The following is a 22,845-nucleotide window of genomic DNA, read 5'->3' on the forward strand; positions in this document are numbered from 1 at the left end:
TTGTCACTAACATTTCCGAAGGATCACCCGAAGGAATCAAACTAAATAACGCCTGAAATGATGAAAATTTTTACCTATCTATCTGTAAGCAGGATAACACGACATGTGTTAACATTTGCATTCATCGTTATAATAACGCTGCTTTATTCCAAATCTTATGGGCAAAGTAAAATTTATGCTAGTTCAGTCACAACATCAGCTAATGCCACAAGCCTTACAGGGTGTGGCGCTTTAGGTTTAAGCCCCTGTTCGGTTACTACCGTAGATAATGCGGCGAATGCGATTACTCCTGATGATAATACTTTTGCAACGGTGAAGTCATCAGGTGGTATAGCTTTAAATATTCTGGCTTACAGTGGTGAAATGGAGTTGAAATTTCCATCTAACATTCCGGCCAATACGACCACTTACATTAGAATAGATTCTGATCCTGATCTGTTGAATGCCTTGCTGGGTGGTAATTTAGGCGGTTTACTGGCCAATGTTTTAGGGAACGTTGTTTTAGGCAATCATAGTTTTTATGTGGCGGCAAAAAATGCGGCAGGTACAATTGTAACTGATGGAGCCAGCAGTGGACAGTTTACCAACAGCAACCTTCGCCTGGTTAAAGATGGTTTGGGCAGGTTTTATGTAGCCATTACACCAAACCAGATTTATGACCGTGTATTGATCAGAGACATTACCAATGCCGCTTTGTTGGGCACAAATAATACAACTAAAGTTTATTATGCATTTCATACCTCAGGAACTGATCCTTGTGCACAGGCATTTTTAACCAGTTTCGAAGGGACTGGAATTTCCCTGGATGCATTGCGCCTTGGCAATTCAGGTGTGATTAACAGCGACCGGGCAATTGATGCTGACCAGACCAACTTTTCGCAGATCAGTTTGGGCGTTGCTGCTGTAGGTGGAACAGCCAGTCAGATTTTTTATTTTACCACACCTTCCAACGCTACTGATGACTTTAATTTAAGATTCAAAACGTCTACTGCGCTGTTAAACCTCGGCCTTTTAAATAATATCAGGGTTACGGCCTACAATGGGAATGAAGAAGTTTATACACAAGCTTTAAATCCGAGTTTATTAAACCTGGAATTGCTTACCCTCCTGAACAGCGGATCAATAGTTAACCTTCCGTTTTCGCCCGGGCGGCCCTTCGACAGGGTAAAGGTCACCCTATCTTCTCTTTTAAATGCAAATTTAACACAGTCAATTGACGTGTATGGTTTAACCCGTTCTGCAGGCCGGCCAACTTTTACGGCTCCTGCCAGTAATGCGGTAGCGGCATGTTACAATGTTCCGGCAGTATTAACCGCAACTACAAACAGTGCAAATGAATTGATCTGGTATGAGGCTGTTGAAGGTGGATCACCATTGGCTACGGTAGCATTTAATGCAGCGTTTACCACACCCGCTTTAACCGCGAATAAAACGTACTATGTAGCTGCCCGCCGCCTGAACTGTACCACCGAATCAACAAGGGTTCCGGTGGTGGTTACTGTAGATCCACAGATCAGTTTTGCAGGTGCAACTTTAACAAATGCAACCAGCCAGTCTGCTTACAGCAAACAGATCAATCCGGCAACTGGTGGTACACCTGGTTTTACTTATGCTTTAGCCGCAGGAAGTACATTGCCAGTGGGATTAACACTTTCACCATCAGGTAATATTACCGGTACACCTACGGTTCCGAACGTTTATAATTTTTCCATTGTCGCCACTGATGCGAAGGGCTGTAATGTAACGGTGCCATATACGCTCACTGTAACTACCGCACTGACGTTAACTGCCGCTGCTTTGCCAGAGGGAATTACAGGTACAACATATCCAACACAAACCATTCCTGCGGCAGCAGGAGGTACAGGGCCTTATACCTATGCCGTTGTGAATCCGCTTCCTGCAGGCTTAACTTTTAATCCCGCAACAAGGGAAATTACAGGAACGCCAACTACACCGGGTGTTTATACCATTCCGGTAACTGCCACTGATGCCAATGGAAATACCATCACCGCAAATTATACGGTTAAAATTACAAATCCGTTCCTGTTACCTGCTGCAACCTTAGCCGTTGGCACAACAGGTACGGTTTATACACCACAATTTATTCCGTCGGCAACAGGAGGTACTACACCTTATAGCTATACTGCAACTGGTTTACCTGCCGGCTTAACTTTCAATCCGGTTACCCGGGCCATTACCGGTACCCCAACTGTTGCCGGTCCATTCACCGTTGCGGTAACGGCCACAGATGTAGATGGAAAAACAGTGACTACAAATTATGCGCTTACGGTAATTAACCCTTTGTTATTGCCTTCTGCAACGCTTGCTGATGGTACTGAAAATGTGGCTTATGCGGTTCAGACGCTTCCGGCAGCAACCGGCGGTGTAGGATCCTATACTTATCTGGCCGGTAACCTTCCGGCTGGTTTAAGCTATAATCCGTTAACCAGACAATTAAGCGGTACACCAACTCAGGCAGGTAATTATGCTATCTCCATAACTGCAACAGATAGTGAAGGCAGAACGGCTACGGGCAACTATAGCATCAGGGTTGTTGGAACACTGACTTTACCATCCTCTACTTTACCAAACGGCATTGTCGGAACGGGTTATCCGGCTCAAACCATCCCTGCTGTAAGTGGTGGAACGGGGCCTTATACCTATGCGGCTGTTAATCTTCCTCAGGGTTTAAACTTTGATCCTTCAACAAGAGTAATTTCGGGCACACCCACACAGGGAGGAGTATTTAACGTACAGGTTACGGCAACAGATGCCAATAACAATAAGGCCACCACATCTTACAGTATTACGGTAGATGTAAATGCGCCGGTGGTGGCATCTACAACGGTTTGCTCGGGTTCGGTTGCTTCATTAACGGTTAGTAATGTATTGCCAAATGTTTCTTACCGGTTATATGGTCCGGCAGGAAATTCAGTTTTACAGACCAGTACTTCAGGTGTTTTTACCACTCCGGCAGTTACCGCTCAAACTACTTTTTTTGTGGAAGCCTTCTCTGGTTCGGCAGTAAGTGCCAGAACTGCTGTTACGGTCTCGGTAAATCCGCCTGCTACATTGGCTACGGTAACCACAAGCAGTCTGGTTATTAATGCAGGGCAAACGGCTACCCTTTCAGCTACTGCTGATGCCGGAAATACCATTACCTGGTATGATGCGGCTACGGGCGGAAATCAGGTTGGAATTGGTGGTTCATTTACCACGCCGGCATTACAGGCCAGCACAACTTATTATGTGCAAACAACCAGTGCTGCGGGTTGCGTAAGTGTATCCCGGGTTCCGGTAACCGTTACTGTAATTGTTGGCGGAGGCAATACGGCATGTAATACCGCCAGCAGTCAGAATACAGGTATCAATGGCATTTGTTTGCTGTGTGCCGTGAATGGTGCCGGCAACTCTACCGATGCCGATGCAAGTAATTTTACCCGGATTTCGCTGGCTGTTGGTGCCGGTGCTACAGGTTATCAGCAATTGATTTTTCCTGCTGCAGGCATTGCAACAGATAGTATCCGTTTAGATTTAGGATTACCGGGAGGACTGGCAGATGTTAATGTTTTAAATAATATTACAATAAGTGTATTAAACGGAACTACCGTTGTCAGAACCGTTCAAATCAATGGAAGTTTATTGAATCTTACTTTATTAGGTGGAAACAGATTTACCGCTACTGTGCAGGCAGGTGGGGTTTACGACCGTGTTCAGGTAAGCTTCGGTGCTTTGGTTTCTGCCTTGAGCAGCTTAGATGTTTACGGTGCCACAGTGATCTATCCAAATCCAACTATAACAGCAGGTGCCCAGTCTATTTGTGCCGGTGGCACCGCTACTTTAGCGGCAACAGCAAATGGAGGTACAACACTTACCTGGTTTGATTCCGCTATTGGCGGAACACAGCTTGGTGCCGGCGAAACTTTTACTACGCCAGCCATTGCTAACACTACTACTTATTATATCCAGGTAAACCGCGCAAATTGTGCTAATACTACACGTATTCCGGTAGTGGTGACGGTAAATCCGCCGATTATATTTTCGGGTACAACCTTAACAAACGCAACTATTGCTTCACCATATAACAGGCAACTTCCGGTGGCAAGCGGTGGTACACCAGGTTTTACCTATGCCCTGGCAGCGGGAAATACTTTGCCTGCCGGTTTAACTTTATCATCAACTGGTCTAATCAGTGGTACGCCAACCGCAACAGGAACACCAACATTTTCTGTGGTGGTTACGGATACAAAAAACTGCAGTGTAACGGCTACTTTTAATTTAACTGTAACTCCGGCAATAGCGCTGGCACCTCTGGTATTGGCTGATGGAGTCACCGGAACAACCTATGTTCCTCAAACCATTCCGGCTGCTACAGGTGGAACTGGCCCTTATACTTATACGGCCAATAGTCTTCCTCCGGGATTGACTTTTGACCCGACAACAAGAGAAATTACAGGCATACCTACGCAAACCGGCACCTTTACTATTCCGGTTACGGTAACCGATGCCAATGGAAATACCATTACGGCTAATTACTCGATAAAAGTTACAGATCCGCTGGTTTTACCTCCTGCAACTTTAGCCAGTGGAGTTAAGGGAACTGTTTATCCTACGCAGGCTATTCCATCAGCAACTGGTGGAACAACACCATACACCTATTCAGCTACGGGCCTTCCATTGGGCTTAACTTTTAACCCTGCTTCAAGGGAAATTACGGGTACGCCTGGCGAATCCGGTATTTTTAGTATACCTGTAACGGTAACAGATGCAACGGGAAAAACCGCCACGACCAATTACAGCATTTCAATCCTGGATCCGTTGGTATTGCCACCGGCCAGCCTGGCTGATGGAACTGAAAATGTAGCTTATCCGGTTCAGAATATTCCGCCAGCTACTGGTGGAGTGGGGCCATACAGTTATGTAGCTATTAATCTTCCTCCAGGCTTATCATTTGATCCGGTAACCAGAAACGTTACGGGTACGCCAACTCAGGCCGGTAATTATGTTGTTTCGGTAACGGTTACAGATAGCCAGAACAGAACTGCAACCAATAATTATGGCATCACCGTAATCGGTGCATTAAACTTACCAACTGCAACCCTGCCAAATGGGGTAGTTGGCAATAGCTATCCGACAGTAACCTTACCTGCTGTTACGGGTGGAACCGGACCATACACTTATTTGGCCGCCAATCTTCCGGCAGGATTGTCATTTAATACGACAACAAGAGAAATTACAGGCACGCCAACGGTGGGTGGTACATTTACCATTTCCTTAACGGCAACTGATGCAAACGGCAATAAGGCGACTACCGGTTATGGCTTAACGGTCACCATAAATGCGCCAGCTGTAGCTGCTGCTACCGTCTGTGTAGGTTCACCTGCAACTTTAACGGTTAGCAATTTGCTGTCTGGTGTGACCTATAATTTATATGCTTCTACAGGAAGTGCGCCACTGGCGACCAATACTACAGGTACATTTACTACCCCTGCTATTACTGCTCAAACTGTATTTTATGTGGAAGCGGTATCCGGCACAGCAATTAGCCCGCGTACAGCTGTAACTGTTGATGTTAATCCGCCTGCAACTTTAGCCACTGTAACAACCAATAGTCAGGTAATTAATGCCGGACAATCTACTACTTTACTGGCCACTGCTGATGCGGGAAATACCATTGCCTGGTTTGATGCACCAACAGGTGGTACACAGGTAGGCACCGGAACTTCTTTCATTACCCCTGTTTTAAGCGCTACTACTATCTATTATGTTGAAACCACTAACGCCGCAGGCTGTGTAAGTGCAAGTCGTGTTCCGGTGACGGTTACAGTCATCCCAAGTGGTACAGGTACGGCTTGTAATGCAGCGAACAGCCAGAACAGTGGCATTACGGGTATCTGCCTGTTGTGTGGTATTACGGGTGCCGGTAATTCAACAGATGCTGATGCGACAAATTCTACCCGGATTACCCTGGGTGCCGGCGTAGCTTCAACAGGATATCAACAATTAATTTTTCCAACAGCTGGTTCTGCTACCGATAGCGTACGATTAGATCTGGCTTTGCCAGGTGGATTATTGGATCTTCAGTTATTGAATAATGTAACGGTGAATATCCTGAACGGAACAACGGTTGTCAGAACAGTTCAATTGGGTTCTTCCTTATTAAATCTTCAGTTATTAAGTGGAAGCCGCTTTGCTGCAACATTAGCTGCGGGTGGTGCATTTGACCGGGTTGAAGTTCGAATTGGTGCTTTGGTTTCTGCCGTAACCAGTTTAGATATTTTCGGTGCAACAATAGTATACCCTAGTCCAACCATTACCGCTGGTGCACAAACGATTTGTGCCGGTAGTACCGCTACACTTGCGGCTACGGCTAATGCAGGTACCACGCTAGCCTGGTATAATGCACCATCCGGTGGTACCCAGCTGGCTGTTGGCGGAACGTTTACCACACCGGCTTTAACAGCAACCACTACTTACTATATACAAGTATCAAAAGGTTCTTGTCCAAATACATTACGCATTCCGGTTACGGTAACTGTTACACCTGCACTGGCTACACCAGTAACAGCGGCAGCAGCCACCTACTGTGCAGGTAATCCTGCTACTTTATCGGTTAACAATCCGGTTCCTGGCGTTACCTATAATTGGTACGACGCTTCGGCTGGAGGTAATTTATTATTTACCGGTGAAGTGGTAACTACACCAGCATTAAATTCAAATACAACTTATTATGTAGAGGCGGCTCAGGGTAGCTGCGTAAGTGCAACCCGTGCAACTGTTTCAGTAACAGTGAATCCTCGTCCGGTGCTACCTGTTGTTACGGCAAGTGCATCGACAATTACATCCGGTCAAACCGTTATTTTAACGGCAACGTCTACAGATCCTGCGGTTACCTTTAACTGGTACAATGCTGCAAATGCAACTACACCAATTTATACAGGTGCTACTTATGTTACACCGCCGTTAACCGCCACCACCAGTTATTTTGTGGAAACAGTTTCGGCTAATGGATGTACATCTGCCGGCAGGGTGCAGGTAACCATTACTGTTGATGGTAACAATACAGCTAATCCAGTTCCCTGCGAAGCTGCGATTGCCCAAACCAATGGTGTTACCGGTGTAGCCTTACTGGCAGGCGTATTTAATCCGGCATTGGCGATTGATAACGATACCGAAACAGCCTCATCACTGGTATTGCCAGTGGGTGCATTAGGCGCTTCGGTTTACCAGAGAGCAAGTTTTGGTACCGTTTCCAACGCCGGTGATACGGTACGGGTTTTGGTTTCCTCACCAGGCAGGCTGCTTTCACTCAGCTTATTGGGTAATGCGCAAATCACGAGTTACCTTGGAACCAACAGTAACGGCGATTCAAGATTCCTAAACAACAACCTTTTAAATGTTCAGTTATTAAATGGTGATACACAAGCATTGGTAACATTTGTACCTGCTACGAGCTTTGATGCCGTAGAAGTACGGTTGAATGGTGGTGCTTTGGGTGTACTGACTTCCATTAACTTTAATTATGCCCAGCGTATTCTGGTGGCACCGGCAGTGGTTTCACCAAATGTTACTGCTTGTGCGGGTCAGACTACGCAGCTGGTGGTTAATAATCCATCATCAAGCTTAACTTACAGGTGGTATGATGCTGCAGGAACTTATTTAACGGGTAAAGACGGGATCATTTTTACCTCGCCTGTATTAACTGGTGATACCCGGTTTTTTGTAGCTGCGGTATCGGCATCAGGTTGTGTAAGTGCCAGAACGGTGGTAAACGTTACTGTTAATCCAGCTCCCGTGGTACCAGAATTATTGGATCCTGATGTTACGGCTTGCTTAAATACAACCGTGGTATTCCAGGTAAAAAATCCGGTTGCAGGAACTATTTATAAATGGTATGATGCTGCAAACATTTATCAGGCAGGTTTAGATGGTACAACTTTCACCGTGGCGAATGTAAACACTAATACCAGCTATACTGTAGAGGCCGTGAACAGTTGCGGTGCTGCATCTGCCAGAACAACGGCAACCATTACTATAGGTAATATTGATGCGCCGGTAGTTACGCCATCTGCAATTACCATTTCAGAAAATTCTGTTGCTTCCTTAACGGCAACATCAAGTACTGCAGGCGCAACGATTAACTGGTACACCAGCGCAACAGCAACTACGCCCATCTTTACCGGAACCAATTATGTAACCGACCCGTTATCAAGCAATGCTACTTTTTATGTAGAAGCAACCATCCCTGGCGGATGTACCTCAACCAGAACAGCGGTTGTGGTTACGGTGATTCCGAATGGAACTCCTATACCAACACCTTGTGGGGCAGCAACTACCCAAACCAATGGTGTAGCCGGTGGAATAACCATTGGTGCAGGTGTCATTAATCCGCTTCAGGCCATTGATGGTAATATTAATACCGGATCAAGTCTGGTTATTCCGGTTGGATTATTAGGTTCATCTGTATTCCAACAGTTGGGTTTCCCAGGGTTATCTAATGTTGGTGATACCTTGAGGGTAAAAATTACCACTCCAGGTCAGCTGATTTCTGTCGGGTTACTGTCAAACCTAACCTTAACAACTTATCAGGGTACTGTTTCAAATAACGATGCCATTGCTATTTCCAATCCATTAATCAATTTGAGTTTGCTGAACGGAGGAAATTCTGCCATACTTACTTTTGTGCCAGCCAATCGGTTTGATGGTGTTGAATTGAGATTAGGCTCAGGATTACTCGGGGCATTAAATGCTGTGAATTTTGATTATGCACAGAGAAGTATTCTGGCTCCGGCTGTAACTTCGACTATAGTTAACGCCTGTCAGGGCGCTTCGGCTACATTAAGTGTACAAAACCCTCAGCCCGGAATTACTTATAAGTGGTATTTGGGTGGCGTATATCAAACTGGTAAGGATGGAACAACATTTGTAACTGATCCAGCATTGGCGGCAGGTACCTACGAATATGCCGTAAGTGCCAGTGCCAATGGTTGCGAAACCGTTAAAGTAAAAGTTACGGTAACCATTTTGGCTCCTCCTGTGCCACCAGTGCTTTCTTCAACCAATCCGGCAAGTACTTGTATCAATTCATCAGCTACGCTAACCGTTGTTCCTGTAGCGGGCAACACTTATAACTGGTATGATGCTGCTGTAAACGGCAATATGTTGGTGACCAATAACAGTAGTTTTGTAACGTCTGCGAGTTTACCTGCCGGAACTTATGATTACTATGTAGAAGCTGTTAATGCAAATGGCTGTAGCAACCCAACCAGAACAAAAGCCACTATCACCGTTCTTCCGGTTGCCCTGGCATCTGATATCACCGTTACAGGAAATACAGCATTATGTACATCAGCTACCACAACTTTAACTGCTGCAAGTACAACTGTTCAAAATCCGGTATTTACCTGGTATAGTGATGCCGCTTTAACGCAGGTGGTAAGTAATTCGGCCGTATTTACTACGCCAGCCATTACGGGCATCACCAAATATTATGTAACTGTAAGGGGTGATAATAAATGCGCCAATACGCCAGGAAATGCGCAGGAAGTAACTATTACCACCAATCCGGTAGCAACAGCTTCCGATCTGATTCTGACCGGGCCCACATCTATTTGCGGAGGTTCAACGGTTACTTTATCAGCAAGCAGTACAACCGTAATTAATCCGGTGTTTACCTGGTATAGCGATGCGGCTTTAACCATTCCGGTAAATACAACAGCTCAATTTACAACGCCTGTGTTAACCGCTTCTACCACTTATTATGTAACGGTTAAAGGCGATAACAGATGTGAGAACACTGCCGCATCAGCCAGGGCAATAACCATAACGGTAAACCCTTTTGCTACCGCTGCAGATATTAACCTGAATGGAATCACTTCAATTTGTCAGGGTTCAACCACTCAGCTATCGGCATCAAGCACTACCGTAACCAACCCGGTTTACACCTGGTACAGTGATGCTGCTTTAACTTCAGTAGCTTATGTTGGTGCCTCATTTACCACACCAGTATTAACCAATACAACCAGTTATTATGTAACGGTTAAAGGTGATAATAAATGCGAGAATCCGGCAAATGCGGCTGAACTGATTACGGTAACGGTAAAACCATATGCTACAGCAGCAGATATCACCGTGGCAAATACGCAAATCTGTGCCGGTTCGACCACCATGCTAATGGCTTCGAGTTTAACCGTAACCCAGCCTGTATTTACCTGGTACAGTGATGCCTCCTTAACCAGTGTGGCATTTGTAGGACCAACCTTTACCGTAAATGGCTTAACCGCCACTACCACCTATTATGTTACCGTTAAAGGGGCCAATAAATGTGAAAATACCGCGGCTGATGCTAAGGTAGTTGTGGTAACCGTAAATCCGCTGGCTACTACAACTGATATAATCGTGAATGGTAATACCAATGCCTGTGCCGGGGGAGGTACTACCCTAACAGCAAGTTCTCCAACGGTAACCAATCCGGTATTTACCTGGTACAGTGATGCCGCCTTAACCAATATCAATTTTATTGGCAGTGTTTTCACCACACCAGTTTTAACTGCAACAACCACCTATTATGTAACCGTTCGCGGGGATAACAAATGTGAGAATGCTGCAAATACAGGTAAACCGGTAACCATCACCATTACACCAGTGGCGGGTACAGCAGATGTTGCTGCAAATGATGCAAGTATTTGCCAGGGTAGTTCAGCACCATTGGTGGCAAGTACTACAACAGTGACCAACCCGGTATTTACCTGGTACACTGATGCAGCACTCACCACTGTCGCTTTTGTAGGTGCAAACTTTAATACCCCTGTATTAACGGCCACCACGCGATATTACCTGACCATTAAAGGCGACAACAGGTGTGAAAGTTCAGCATCTACCGCCAGGGTAATTACTGTAAATGTGAATGAAGCAGCAACAGCGGCCGATATTGTCCTATCTGCACCAGCGGTGCTATGTGGTTCAGGAACTGCAATCCTTAACGCCAGTTCAACCTCAGTGGCTAATCCGGTATTTACCTGGTACAACGATGCTTCACTGACCAGTGTTGCCTTTGTCGGTCCGATTTTTAACACACCAACCCTAACCGCAACCACAACATACTATGTAACGGTTAAAGGCACCAACAAGTGTGAAAATACGGCGGCAGGAGCAAAACCAGTTACCATAATCATTAATCCACGGGCTGTACAAGCCGATATTACCGTGAATGGATCAAGATCAATTTGCGGAAGCGTGGCCACTGTATTAACCGCAAGCAGCACTACCGTAACCAACCCGGTATTTACCTGGTACAGTGATGCAGCCTTAACATCAGTAGTATTTACCGGTAGTGTGTTTACTACTCCGGTATTAAACGCCAATACTACTTATTATGTAACCGTTAGGGGCGATAATAAATGTGAAAATGCATCCGGAGGTGCTTTAGCGGTAGCACTGACGGTTATGCCAATTGCAAGTGTGGCAGATGTTTCCGCAAATGATGCAAGCATTTGCCAGGGTACTTCAGCGGCATTAGTGGCAAGCACCACCACGGTAACTAATCCAATATTTACCTGGTATACAGATGCGACGCTAACATCAGTAGCTTTTGTTGGAGCAACATTTAACACACCATCATTAAACGGAACCACAAGATATTACCTGACGGTTAAAGGCGACAACAGATGTGAAAGTACTGCTGCTACTGCCAGGGTAATTACTGTGAATGTAAATGAAGCGGCAACAGCATCAGATATTACTTTATCTGCGCCTGCAATAATTTGTGGTTCAGGGACAGCAACCATTAATGCCAGTTCAACCACGGTAACCAATCCGGTATTTACCTGGTATAATGATGCTTCATTAACCAGTGTTGCCTTTGTCGGTCCGATCTTTAATACACCAGCATTAACAGCCAGCACTACTTATTATGTAACCGTTAAAGGCACCAATAAATGTGAGAATTCAGCGGCAAATGCCAAGACCATTACGGTTAACGTAAACCCACGGGCAGTGCAGGCTGATGTTGCCGTAAGCGGAAACAGGTCTGTTTGTGGAAATGTTGCTGCAGTATTAACCGCAAGTACGAGTACGGTAACCAATCCGGTATTTACCTGGTATAGTGATGCTACATTAACCTCACCAGTGTTTGTTGGCAATGTGTTTACCACACCAGTTTTAACAGCCAATACCACTTATTATGTAAGTGTGAAAGGCGATAATAAATGCGAGAATGCTTCGGGTAATGGTTTAGCCATAGCCGTTACGGTAAACAGTGCACCAGATAATCCGGTGGTTGCCAATACCGGAACAAGCATTTGTTCCGGAGAGACCACACAACTGGTCATCAGCAATGCGCAAACTGGTGTTACTTACGAATGGTATAGTGCTGCTACAGGTGGAAACCTATTATTCACCGGCTCAACTTACAACACCCCAGCTTTAGCCACTACTACTGATTATTATGTAACAGCAGTAAATGCAGGAGGCTGTAATAATAATGGCGGCAGGGTGAGGGTTACAGTAACTGTAAATCAAAAACCAGCTGTTCCGGCGGTTAACGCTGCCAATGTAAATGTGTGTATTGGGAATACAGCCGTTTTAACGGTAACTAATCCGCAAGCAGGTGCAGTTTACAACTGGTATACTTCGGCAACGGGTGGTACAATTGCGGGTACGGGTGTTTCATTTACCACGCCAGGCATTAGCACCAATGTTACCTATTATGTGGAAGGAGCAAATGGATCATGTATTTCGGCCTCAAGAACTCCGGTAAATGTAGTTGCCTTACCAGTGCCAGGTGCACCTGCATCAGCAACTGCGGCTAATGGAATAATCTGCGCGGGCAGTAATACCATATTGACTGTAAATAATCCGGTACCGGGTATCATTTACAGATGGTACAATGTAAGCGTTAATGGAAATGTTTTAGGTGAAGGCCCTACGTTTACCACACCGAATATCAGTGCAACCACCATCTTTTATGTAGAAAGTATCGCAACTGGTGGTTGTGCCAGTGCTACGAGAACGCCTGTTACGGTAACGGTTCTTCCGGTATTGGCTACGCCTTCAGTAATAGTGCAAGCTACTACTCCAAATAGTATAACCTTCGCTTGGCTAGCTGTAAATGGAGCATTGGGATATGAAATTTCTACTGATAACGGCTTAACCTGGCAAGCCACTGCCGGAACGAGTTATCTGGCTGCAGGTTTAAAACCAGATCAAAGCGTTGCCATTATCGTAAGGGCAAGAGGTCAGTTGGCTTGCCAAACGAGTGCGAATTCGAGTCCGGTAACTGCGAGAGCCACTAACCCACTTGGAAACCAGATTTATATTCCAAATGCATTTACGCCAAATAATGATGGTAAGAATGATACCTTCCTGATTTATGGAACAACCATCACATCAGCCAGAATGTCGGTATTTACGCAATGGGGACAGTTAATCTTCCAGTCTGATAATATGGCTAATGGTTGGGATGGAACATTTAAAGGCATAAACCAACCGATTGGTGTATATGTGTACATGGTAGAGGCTGATTTTGCCGATGGCACCAGCACCATGAAAAAAGGAACAGTAACGCTAATTAGATAATGATGAGCAGGATAAAATATAAACAGACAAAATTAAATACCATGAAAATACCATCGTCTTTAAGATCATTGCTGGCAATGCTGAGTTTGCTACTCTGTACCTCCGGGTTATTTGCACAAACTGATCCGCATTTTTCACAATATTATGCATATCCCCTTTGGCTAAATCCTGCACTAACGGGTGTTATTGATGGTGATTACCGTGCATCAGTAAATTTTAAGCAGCAATGGGGTGCTTTAAACAGTTCCTTTTTAACCGGTGGGGCATCCTTTGATCTGGCACCCAGAAAAAACTTTGCATTTGGCGGTACCATCCTGAATCAACGTGCGGGTGAACTTGATTTTAATTACCTCACCGCCCTGGTATCGGGTTCATATCGTTTAAGATTTGGACGTGAAGGTTTGCAAACCCTCAATTTTGGTTTGCAGGCTGGCATCATCAACAGGAGTTTCGATTATTCGCAAGCCAGATTTGGTAACCAGTTCAATCCGATTACGGGTTATGATGGGGGTATGGTCAGTGGTGAAACCTTTCAGTCGCAATCCACATTGGTGCCTGATGTTAACTTTGGTGTGATGTATTTTGATGGCAATCCCAATCAGAATGTAAATGTTTTTGTTGGCGCCAGTGCCGCACACTTAACCCGGCCAATTGATCGTTTTACCGGAACTGAATCCAGAATCCCGATTCGGTTAACCGGGCACGGTGGAGCCAGAATCCGTGCTTCAGATTTTTTAGATCTTGTGCCGAACGCTTTGGTGATGTACCAGGGAAATACCAATGAAATATCCTTGGGCGCTTATGCCCAGCTTAATGTAAGTCAATCTTCCAATATCTTATTTGGAGGCAATTACCGTGTTAAAGATGCCGCAATTGCCTTTGTAGGTTTACAACTCAGCAATATGGTATTTGGCTTAAGTTATGATGTCAATACTTCCAACTTTAACCGGGCATCCAACAGTAACGGAGGTATTGAGCTGTCTATTTCTTTAATCGGTCGCAATGGTATTATTGGTCCGAATTTCTTTTGTCCACGATTATAATTGATCATCAAATGAGAAAAATATTATTGTTTTTATTATTGGCAGTTGGGGGGTTAGCTAAAGCGCAGTATGTTGTAAATTACAAAAGGGTTGCAGATACCTATTTTGAAAATAAGGATTATTATGCGGCATCTACTTTTTATAAAAAGGCATTGAGAATTACAGGTGATAGTACTCAGGCCATTCTGCCTTATGGAAAAGAACGCAAGGGTACATCAGATGAAAAAGTGATTGAAGATTATGAAGGATCAATTTATAATTTGGCAGAATCAAGCCGGATGTACCGCGAATTTGCCGAGGCTGAGAAATATTATGCTATTGCCATTACCTTTACCAATACCCGGTATAGAAAAGCACTTTTTTATTATGCAGAAAGCTTAAGGGCAAACAAAAAGTTCAACCCGGCAATTGCAGCTTTTGAATCATTTATCAGCAAAAATCCCAACGATATTTTGGTTAAAGATGCGCATAAAGAAATTGCGTCCTGTAAATTTGCAATCGAAGAAATGCGGTTCCCGAAGATGGTTCAGGTTAAAAAGATGCCTGCAAACGTTAATGGGTTAGGCTCTAATTATGCTCCGGTAAATATTAATCAAAATTTTTATTTTACCTCCTCAAGGCCCATCAATGTAGCAGGCAAGCGCGACGTGGTAAAAACCGAAACAGGTGAGGTACAGGTTTCAACCAAGGCCAATCCATTTTTGAATACCCTTTATACCACTAAAAATGAGTTGTCATCCAGCGAAATTTCAGTGAGAATGATGGGGATTAATTTACCAAGAGAGATGGAAGTTGCTGCGGCAAGTTTTTCACCTGATGGAAATACAGTTTATTTTACGGCATGGAGAGAAAAGGAGCGGTATTCCATTTATTCTTCCAGAAAAGATGACAATAAATGGTCAGATCCACAACCGGTAGGCCTGGAAGTAAACAGTAAGGATTTTAATTCACTACAGCCGTTTGTCACCAAAGATGGTCATTTTCTGCTTTTCTCATCCGATCGTACCGGTGGTTATGGCAAATTAGATCTGTGGTACTGCGCCATTCGCAGCGACGGATCTTTGGGGCAGCCGGTTAACCTGGGTCCAACCATTAACACAGAAGATGACGAGCGCGCACCTTATTATAATCCCTCCTCTAAAAAATTGATTTTCAGTACGGATGGCAGAATTGGATTAGGCGGGTTAGATTTTTTTGAGTCGGATGGTGACCTCATTTCCTGGTCTGAACCTAAAAATATGGGTTATCCGTTCAATTCATCAAAAGACGATTTATATTTCACTGCTATTGATGCTGATGGCACGAGGGGATACATCAGCTCGGATCGCGAATCGTCCTGCTGTTTGGAAGTATTTGAAGTTAAAAAGGAATTTATTTCAGTAAGTGGTCTGTTAACCGATTGTAAAACGGGTTTACCTATGCCTAATGCAACGGTAATTTTTACCAATGCAGAAGGAACACAAAAGGCAATAACCGGTGCCGATGGAAAATATCATTTTAAAGCAGATTCCAGGCGGCCGGTAAAATTATCATTTGTCAAGGAAGATTATTTTTCGATCACAAAAAATTATCCTTATGAGGAATTGGCAAAAGCCGATACCCTGATCAATAAGGATTATTGCCTGAGCCCTTTCAAAATCGGTATTCCAATTGCGCTGGAAAATATCTACTATGAATTTGACAGTTCAGCATTAACGGAGCCATCTAAAAAGGTACTTGATTACCTTATTCCGGTGATGGAAGATAACCCTGCAATGGAAATAGAACTGGGATCGCATACCGATAATGTAGGTACAGAAGAATACAACCTTGATTTATCAAATAAACGGGCACAATCCTGTGTCGATTATTTGGTGAGCAAAGGAATTTCCTCCACCAGAATGACTTCCAAAGGTTATGGAGAAACCACGCCAATTGCACCAAATGAAATCGGCCGGGGAAGAAGAAAGAAAGATAACCCGGATGGACGAGCCAAGAACCGAAGAACGGAGTTCAAGGTAACTAAAAAATAAACGCTATCTCATTTAACCCGTTGATGGCCACTTTCATTGATATGTAAGTGGCTTTTTTAGTTTTAATACTCGCTGATTTCTCATTAATCTTTGTATTTTTCGCTGTCTATACTATTTTATGAAACTCCATCTTCACCCGACAATTGTTTTCAGAACCCCTGTTTTTTCTTACCAAGCCGGTTTACAGGCTTGCTGGGCAGAATTGAAAAATGCGATCTCCGTCTCATCAGCCGATTTTTATGAAACAATAAAAGATATAGAAGTCAAAGATTTAGAGACGTTGCCACCCAGAATTTATTTTACCATATGGAAATATTTTAACAGGGCGAAATACCGCTCTACGCCATATGGCACCTTTGCAAGTTTCAGCATTTTAAATGATGCCATCAAAAATGAGGCAGGCGATTTGCAGATAACCGATAAACAAACTGTTCATCGCCTTATCGACTGGCCTTACCGCAATCAGCTCAGTCTTGACTTCGAAGACACAATTAAACAAAATGGATGGCTGTTGAGCAACAGCAGCTTTTATGAAACTTTAAACGGCATCAGGTATATTTCCTGTGCGGAAGGCGTTTTTGAACTCGCCGAAATTGATCGAGACGATTTCATTATACAGATCCTGAATGCCTGTTTAGTGCCTGTTCAGGTTAAAGATCTGGTTGATCAACTTCAGCCGGATGCAGCGCGTGTACCAGAGTTGCTTGGTTTGCTAAAGGATATGCACGACCTGCAGCTTCTTTTTGCTGAACATGATCCCAATATCATTGGTGAGGATTATTTTAAAAGACTCAGCCTGGAAGTAACCGAAAATATACCCCAATACCTGATTGCAGAACGTAAGGTTAATGCCGGAGGCATACACAGGAATCTTTTAAAGTTTATTCCTAATATGCTCATGTTATTGCAGCAAATTATACCAAAGGAAGAAAAAGCCGCTTTAAAAACCTTTATTCAGCAGTTTAAGAAAAAGTTTGAGCAACGTGAAGTTTCACTCCTGGTGGCCCTTGATCCGGAAATGGGTATTGGTTATGATGAACTGGAACAAAGTAGTGATGGCGATGATCTTATGGTACATTTAAACAGTAAACAGCGGAATAATAAAACCACTGATGATTTAAAGGCAAGATTAAAAAAGGCACTTTCCCTGGAAAGTTTTGAACGTGGAAAAACTGTTTTCCTGAATGAACTTGACCTGAATCGGATTGAAAAACCAGCCGTTTTGCCAAACTCATTCAGCATGTTGATGCATATTGCGGACGAACAAATTATCATCGACCAGATCGGTGGGGTAACCGCAAATGCATTAACCGGTCGCTTTACCATGGCAAGTCAGTCCGTAGAACATTTTTGTAAAGAGATTTCAGCAATAGAAAAAAAGGCGAATCCTGATGTGTTGTTTTTTGATGTGGCTTATATGGTAGAGGCTAATGTAGATAATATTAACAGGCGGAAACTGGTTTATGACCATCAATTATCTATCCTTAACTTTGATACATCAGCAAATCCGCTTCAGGTGAGTGATATTCTGATTTCAGTAAGAAATAACCAGGTTATCCTTAGGTCTAAATCCTTAAACAAACGTTTGATGCCGCGGATGGCTTCAGCATATAATTATACCAGGTCAGATCTTTCAGTGTTCAGGTTGCTTTGCGACGTACAACATCAGGGAATCCAAAGCAGTTTATCACTTCCTTTAGAAAATATTTTCCCTGATCTGGATTACTATCCTAGATTGCAGTATCAGAATATCCTATTGAATACCCAAAAATGGCGGATAGAAAAGAAAAAGCTTTTTCCTGACAAAGTCCAGCTTACTGTAAGTGCGTGCCGGGATTATCTAACGGGTATAGGCGTTTCAGCATATTTTAAAACCGGTTTATCAGATCAGACGCTGTGCTTCAGTTTATCCGTTGATGAGGATTTGCAGGCCTTTATGCAACTGATGCAAAAGCATAACAACATTTACCTGGAAGAAGTAATCTTACCAAAGCATAATATAGTGGTAAATGAAACAGCTAAGCCTTACCTCGCTCAATTTATGCTTAGTTTTACCCATAATGAGCTGGTTTATCAGGGTATGTCAGCATTAAATGCAAATAGCGACGTACCTGTCCAGCATATTTTTCTGCCTGGTCAGGAATGGTTGTATTTTGAGTTGTTTTGTCATCAGCATCGCGCCGATGAAATCCTACTTCAGGTTATTGATCCTTTTTTGCAGCGGCACAAAGGTGAAATTAACGCCTGGTTTTTTATCCGCTATAATGAAAATGGGAATCATTTAAGGTTCCGGGTAAATCTTTTTCGTGCGGCAGATGGTCAGAAACTAAGCGCTGCTTTTGCGGATATGCTCTCACCTTATGTTATCGCCGGGTTAGTATCAGATTTTTACGCTAAAGCCTATAAGCGCGAAATTGACCGGTATGGCAGCGATCTAATCGCAGCGGTGGAAGCTCATTTTAGTACAGACAGCAACTTTGTACTGAGCCTTATGGCAAGCCAGGCTGATTCTTTTGGTAAATACAGGTTATGTGCAGCGATTATAAATCAGTTGGCGCATCAGCAGGTTTTTGAAACGGATGAGCTGAGGAGGGTGATCAGGCTAACATCCGATGCCTTTAATGAGGAACATCAGCTGGATGCGGCCGATTTTAAACAACTGAATCAGCACTATCAGTCTTATAAAAGTACTGGGGGGGAAGCATTGGACGAAGATCAGCAGTTGTGTTTTCAGCAGATGGTTCAATCGATGGTTACGCTGTTAAAAAAAACGGAGTCAAACCGGCGGATAAGACTTTTTACTGATTTAATGCATATGCATGTCAACCGCCTTTTTAGTAAAAATCAGCGCATGCATGAAATGGTGATGTATTATTTTTTATTAAAAGATCTGCAGCGAAGTAAAGCTATCGGGTAATGTTCAGTTTAGCCATGGGGTTAACCACGTTTACGGATATTTCAGTAACATAGCGGTTTAAGGGGTCAGTATAATGTTTAAAAACATAATCATCCTTATAGAAGTTTTTTAACCGGTTGGCCACATTTTCCAGGCCTACATGATGGCTTTCATGTTTGCCTCTCACATCATTAATCATATTAATGGTGCTGATCATTAAGGTATTCAGGCTGTAATCTATTTTAATCACTGCGGGTTGGGTAGAGTGGGAAACATTTCCATGTTTAAAAATATTTTCTACAAGGGTAAGCAGAATAAGCGGTGGAAACCGCAGTCCAAATAAATCTCCTTTTACTTCAAGGGACAGATTGATGCTGTTTGCCGTGCGTAACTGATGTAAATTGATTAAATGTTTAATCTGCTCTACCTCTTCACTTAAAGGTACCATTTCTGAAGCTCCGGGTTGTTTTAAGGCATAACGCATCATTTCTGATAAATTCATAATGGCATCTGCAGCCAGCGGAGCCTTCTTACGGGTATCATTGTAAATAAAATTTAATGTATTAAACAGAAAGTGGGGGTTGATCTGACTACGCAAAAAATTATTCTGCGATTGTACCAGGTCATTTTCCAGGTTCTGCTTCTGGATCTGGCTGATTAAGTTTTGCCGCTCTAATTTTTCAACCTTTTTCTGGTCTTCGAATGATTGAATGATGTATACATAGCCTGTAGCAAAACCAATAAAAAGCAAGGATCTGTAAATACAGGATAAAATAAAACTTCTGTCAAAAATGCTTAACGCGTTTGAGTCTATAAACTTAAGTTTCTCAAAGGCTATTACCAATACTTGAGTAGTCAGGATATACGTGCAAACCACCAGTACAACCAGCAACAGGATTTTTATGATTTTAACAGAGTTGCTGTTGTCATTTAATATCTTCTTTAAGAGATGTGCCTGTAAATAAAAGGTGAAAATGTTGATGATATATACGATAACATAAACTCCGGGTTCCCGGAATTTGGATATAAAACCTAAAATAAATACATCATAAAAAATATAAATACTCCAAATTAATAGGTGAAGTCTGTAGTTTTTATAATAGGTTTTAAGGTTAAAGGAGGTCATTTTTGATTCGTTAATCTATTAAATTATGGATTTTATCTGCTAAAATTAAGGTTTTGTGTAAAAAAGTGGTTGCCCTGAAGTTTACCCTGCACCTTTACATAAATAATAAGAACATTTAATATAACTTAAATAAAGCGAATATGAAACCACAAGGCCATTCTAAAATTACAAAAAAAACTGTTTTCATTTACAAAGCCGTTAAAGTTCAGGATAATTTTGCTACTCATCCAACCGGTGATATGAGCCATAGTATTGCCACAAGTTTTATTGTAGCTAACTAGTATCGGCATTACCTTCTTTGAAAGGTTAAATAGGCTTCATTGATTCAGCTATATATCAGGTACTGAAGCCACCTTTGAAGAATAAATTTAAACCGGAAATTATCCATTTAACCGGAAAACCAGAATAGCAATAATATTTCATTTGCGTTACTGGTTCCTGTTTGATTTGAGTAAGCTGTTTTGTACATAGGTAAAGAAGGCTTCTTTATAACCTTCACCTATTTGAATTACTTCATTATTAATCAGGCGGATAATGTTTCCATCTACCTTTTTGATCGCGGCTTTGGCTACAATATTTGATTTATTTACCCGGATAAACGGATGTCGTTCTAAAGCCTTATCGATCTCCTTTAAGGTTAGGTAAGTAATATGGGTTTCGGTACTGGTAATGATCTGTATATAATTCTGTAATGCCTTGATGTAAAGTATTTCATCAATGGCAATATTGGAAAAAGCATATTTATGGTCGCCTTTAATATAAAGAGCTGCGGCATGATCTGGTTCTTTAGCCGTTCTGCTGTGATTTGCTTCTTTTTTAAGAATCCGGTCAATGCCCAGGGCAAATTTTGCAAATGATATTGGCTTTAATAGGTATTGATCCGACTGTACATCAAAAGCCTGCAGCGCATAATCAGGATGCGCTGTGGTAAAAATCAGGTACTTTGCTTTTTCTCTGATGTTTTTAGCTAACTCCAGGCCATTGATACCAGGCATGTCAATATCCATAAATAACAGGTCTATATCGTCACTTAAGCTTAGTTCTGTTAATGCCTGAATAGGACTGGTAAATGTCTTAAATATAGTTAAGCCTGGCATTTCCGCGATATGATCGGTAATGACCTCAATTGCATGTTGTTCGTCGTCAATAACAACGCATTTTAGATTCATGATAGTTATATAATATGGCCTGTAATGATTTCAATGCAAGATAAATAAAAAACGGCTTGTATTTATCTTCCCCCCTTAAAAAAAACGTAACATCGGTTTCGTCTAAAAATCTACGGGTTTCGTGTAATAAACTGGTAGGTTCATGTAAAAAAATATCCAGCTGATCATATTTTTCCAATCTTTAAGATGTTTGCCAAAAACAAATGATTGAGATGACTGATCTTTAAAAGATCATCATTTTAATTAACTAACATCTGCCTGCCCAAGCGCTTGTGTAGCCTGTTAAAAATATCATTTTAAACAGGCCATACAACACTGGGTTTTAGGGTAGCAAAGCATATAGTAATCTGGCAAATACAGGACTAAAGCATTTAAAAAATGCTATTGATAAAGATACCTCTAAACATATATACACATCATGGAACTTAAAGACGAAATAGGGCAATTTGCTGTCAGGATCAAAAAAATGCTCCCACAAGTTCAAACAGAAGATTTAACCCGGAATGCATTGGTAATGCCTTTCATTCAAATACTAGGCTTCGATCCTTCAGAAGTTCAGTCTGAAGCAGTAATGGATTTTGGTGTAAAAAAAAGTAAAAAAGTTGATTATACCATTATGAAAGATGGAGAGCCAACTATTTTAGTAGAATGTAAACACCATGAAGACAGCCTGGATATTCATGATTCCCGTTTGTCGAAATATTTTCGTAAAACCAAAGCTAAATATGGCCTCTTAACCAATGGCCTGGTATACCGTTTTTACACAGAGAAAATGGTGAGATCAAAGAAAAACCAGGAGCCATTATTTGAATTTAAATTAACTGATACAAAAGCTGCAACCATTGCCAAAATGATTGAAGAACATAAAGACTACTTTAATGTTGATCAAAAAAATGTAGCCAGCTAAATACTTTTACGCATACCTTAAAGTTCCCGAAAAATTCTATAACATGAGGTCCTGATCAGTCAGGACTTTTTTTATGCCTGGCTAAAAATAAAAAGGGAGAAACCTTCCGATTTCTCC

Annotated in this window: 8 protein-coding genes; 6 read left to right on the plus strand and 2 right to left on the minus strand. The window is 42.5% G+C overall.

Going from position 1 to position 22,845, the window contains the following annotated elements; all coding sequences use genetic code 11:
* Nucleotides 1–57 precede the first annotated feature (57 nt).
* From CBW18_RS15535 to CBW18_RS15550, 4 genes are all read left to right on the plus strand, one after another.
* Nucleotides 58–13,575, plus strand: a complete 13,518-nt coding sequence (locus CBW18_RS15535) for a putative Ig domain-containing protein (RefSeq protein WP_088302242.1) — start codon at nucleotides 58–60, stop codon at nucleotides 13,573–13,575.
* Nucleotides 13,576–13,616: 41 nt separating this feature from the next.
* Nucleotides 13,617–14,618, plus strand: coding sequence for a PorP/SprF family type IX secretion system membrane protein (locus CBW18_RS15540; protein WP_253249058.1), 1,002 nt, complete (start codon nucleotides 13,617–13,619; stop codon nucleotides 14,616–14,618).
* Between the two features lie 11 nt (nucleotides 14,619–14,629).
* The gene (locus CBW18_RS15545; protein ID WP_088302243.1) at nucleotides 14,630–16,630 is read left to right on the plus strand and encodes an OmpA family protein; all 2,001 of its coding nucleotides are present in this window, start codon (nucleotides 14,630–14,632) and stop codon (nucleotides 16,628–16,630) included.
* A 118-nt stretch (nucleotides 16,631–16,748) separates the two neighbouring features.
* The gene (locus CBW18_RS15550; protein WP_088302244.1) at nucleotides 16,749–19,547 is read left to right on the plus strand and encodes a lantibiotic dehydratase; all 2,799 of its coding nucleotides are present in this window, start codon (nucleotides 16,749–16,751) and stop codon (nucleotides 19,545–19,547) included.
* Here the strand turns inward: CBW18_RS15550 and CBW18_RS15555 are convergent.
* The gene (locus CBW18_RS15555) at nucleotides 19,537–20,652 is read right to left on the minus strand and encodes a sensor histidine kinase (RefSeq protein ID WP_088302245.1); all 1,116 of its coding nucleotides are present in this window, start codon (nucleotides 20,650–20,652) and stop codon (nucleotides 19,537–19,539) included. The genes CBW18_RS15550 and CBW18_RS15555 overlap by 11 nt on opposite strands.
* Nucleotides 20,653–20,792: 140 nt before the next feature.
* Between CBW18_RS15555 and CBW18_RS21450 the strand changes: the two genes are divergently transcribed.
* Nucleotides 20,793–20,933 (plus strand): hypothetical protein, encoded by a 141-nt coding sequence (locus tag CBW18_RS21450; RefSeq protein WP_172406550.1) that lies wholly within the window; start codon nucleotides 20,793–20,795, stop codon nucleotides 20,931–20,933.
* Between the two features lie 147 nt (nucleotides 20,934–21,080).
* On the opposite strand, the gene CBW18_RS15560 is transcribed toward CBW18_RS21450, so the two are convergent.
* Nucleotides 21,081–21,821: a LytTR family DNA-binding domain-containing protein gene (locus CBW18_RS15560; RefSeq protein ID WP_088302246.1), complete on the minus strand. Its 741-nt coding sequence runs from the start codon at nucleotides 21,819–21,821 to the stop codon at nucleotides 21,081–21,083.
* 418 nt (nucleotides 21,822–22,239) lie between these two features.
* Between CBW18_RS15560 and CBW18_RS15570 the strand changes: the two genes are divergently transcribed.
* Nucleotides 22,240–22,728, plus strand: a complete 489-nt coding sequence (locus CBW18_RS15570; protein ID WP_088302248.1) for a type I restriction enzyme HsdR N-terminal domain-containing protein — start codon at nucleotides 22,240–22,242, stop codon at nucleotides 22,726–22,728.
* Nucleotides 22,729–22,845: the final 117 nt, after the last annotated feature.

This window comes from Pedobacter sp. AJM (genome assembly GCF_002197755.1).
Lineage (GTDB): Bacteria > Bacteroidota > Bacteroidia > Sphingobacteriales > Sphingobacteriaceae > Pedobacter.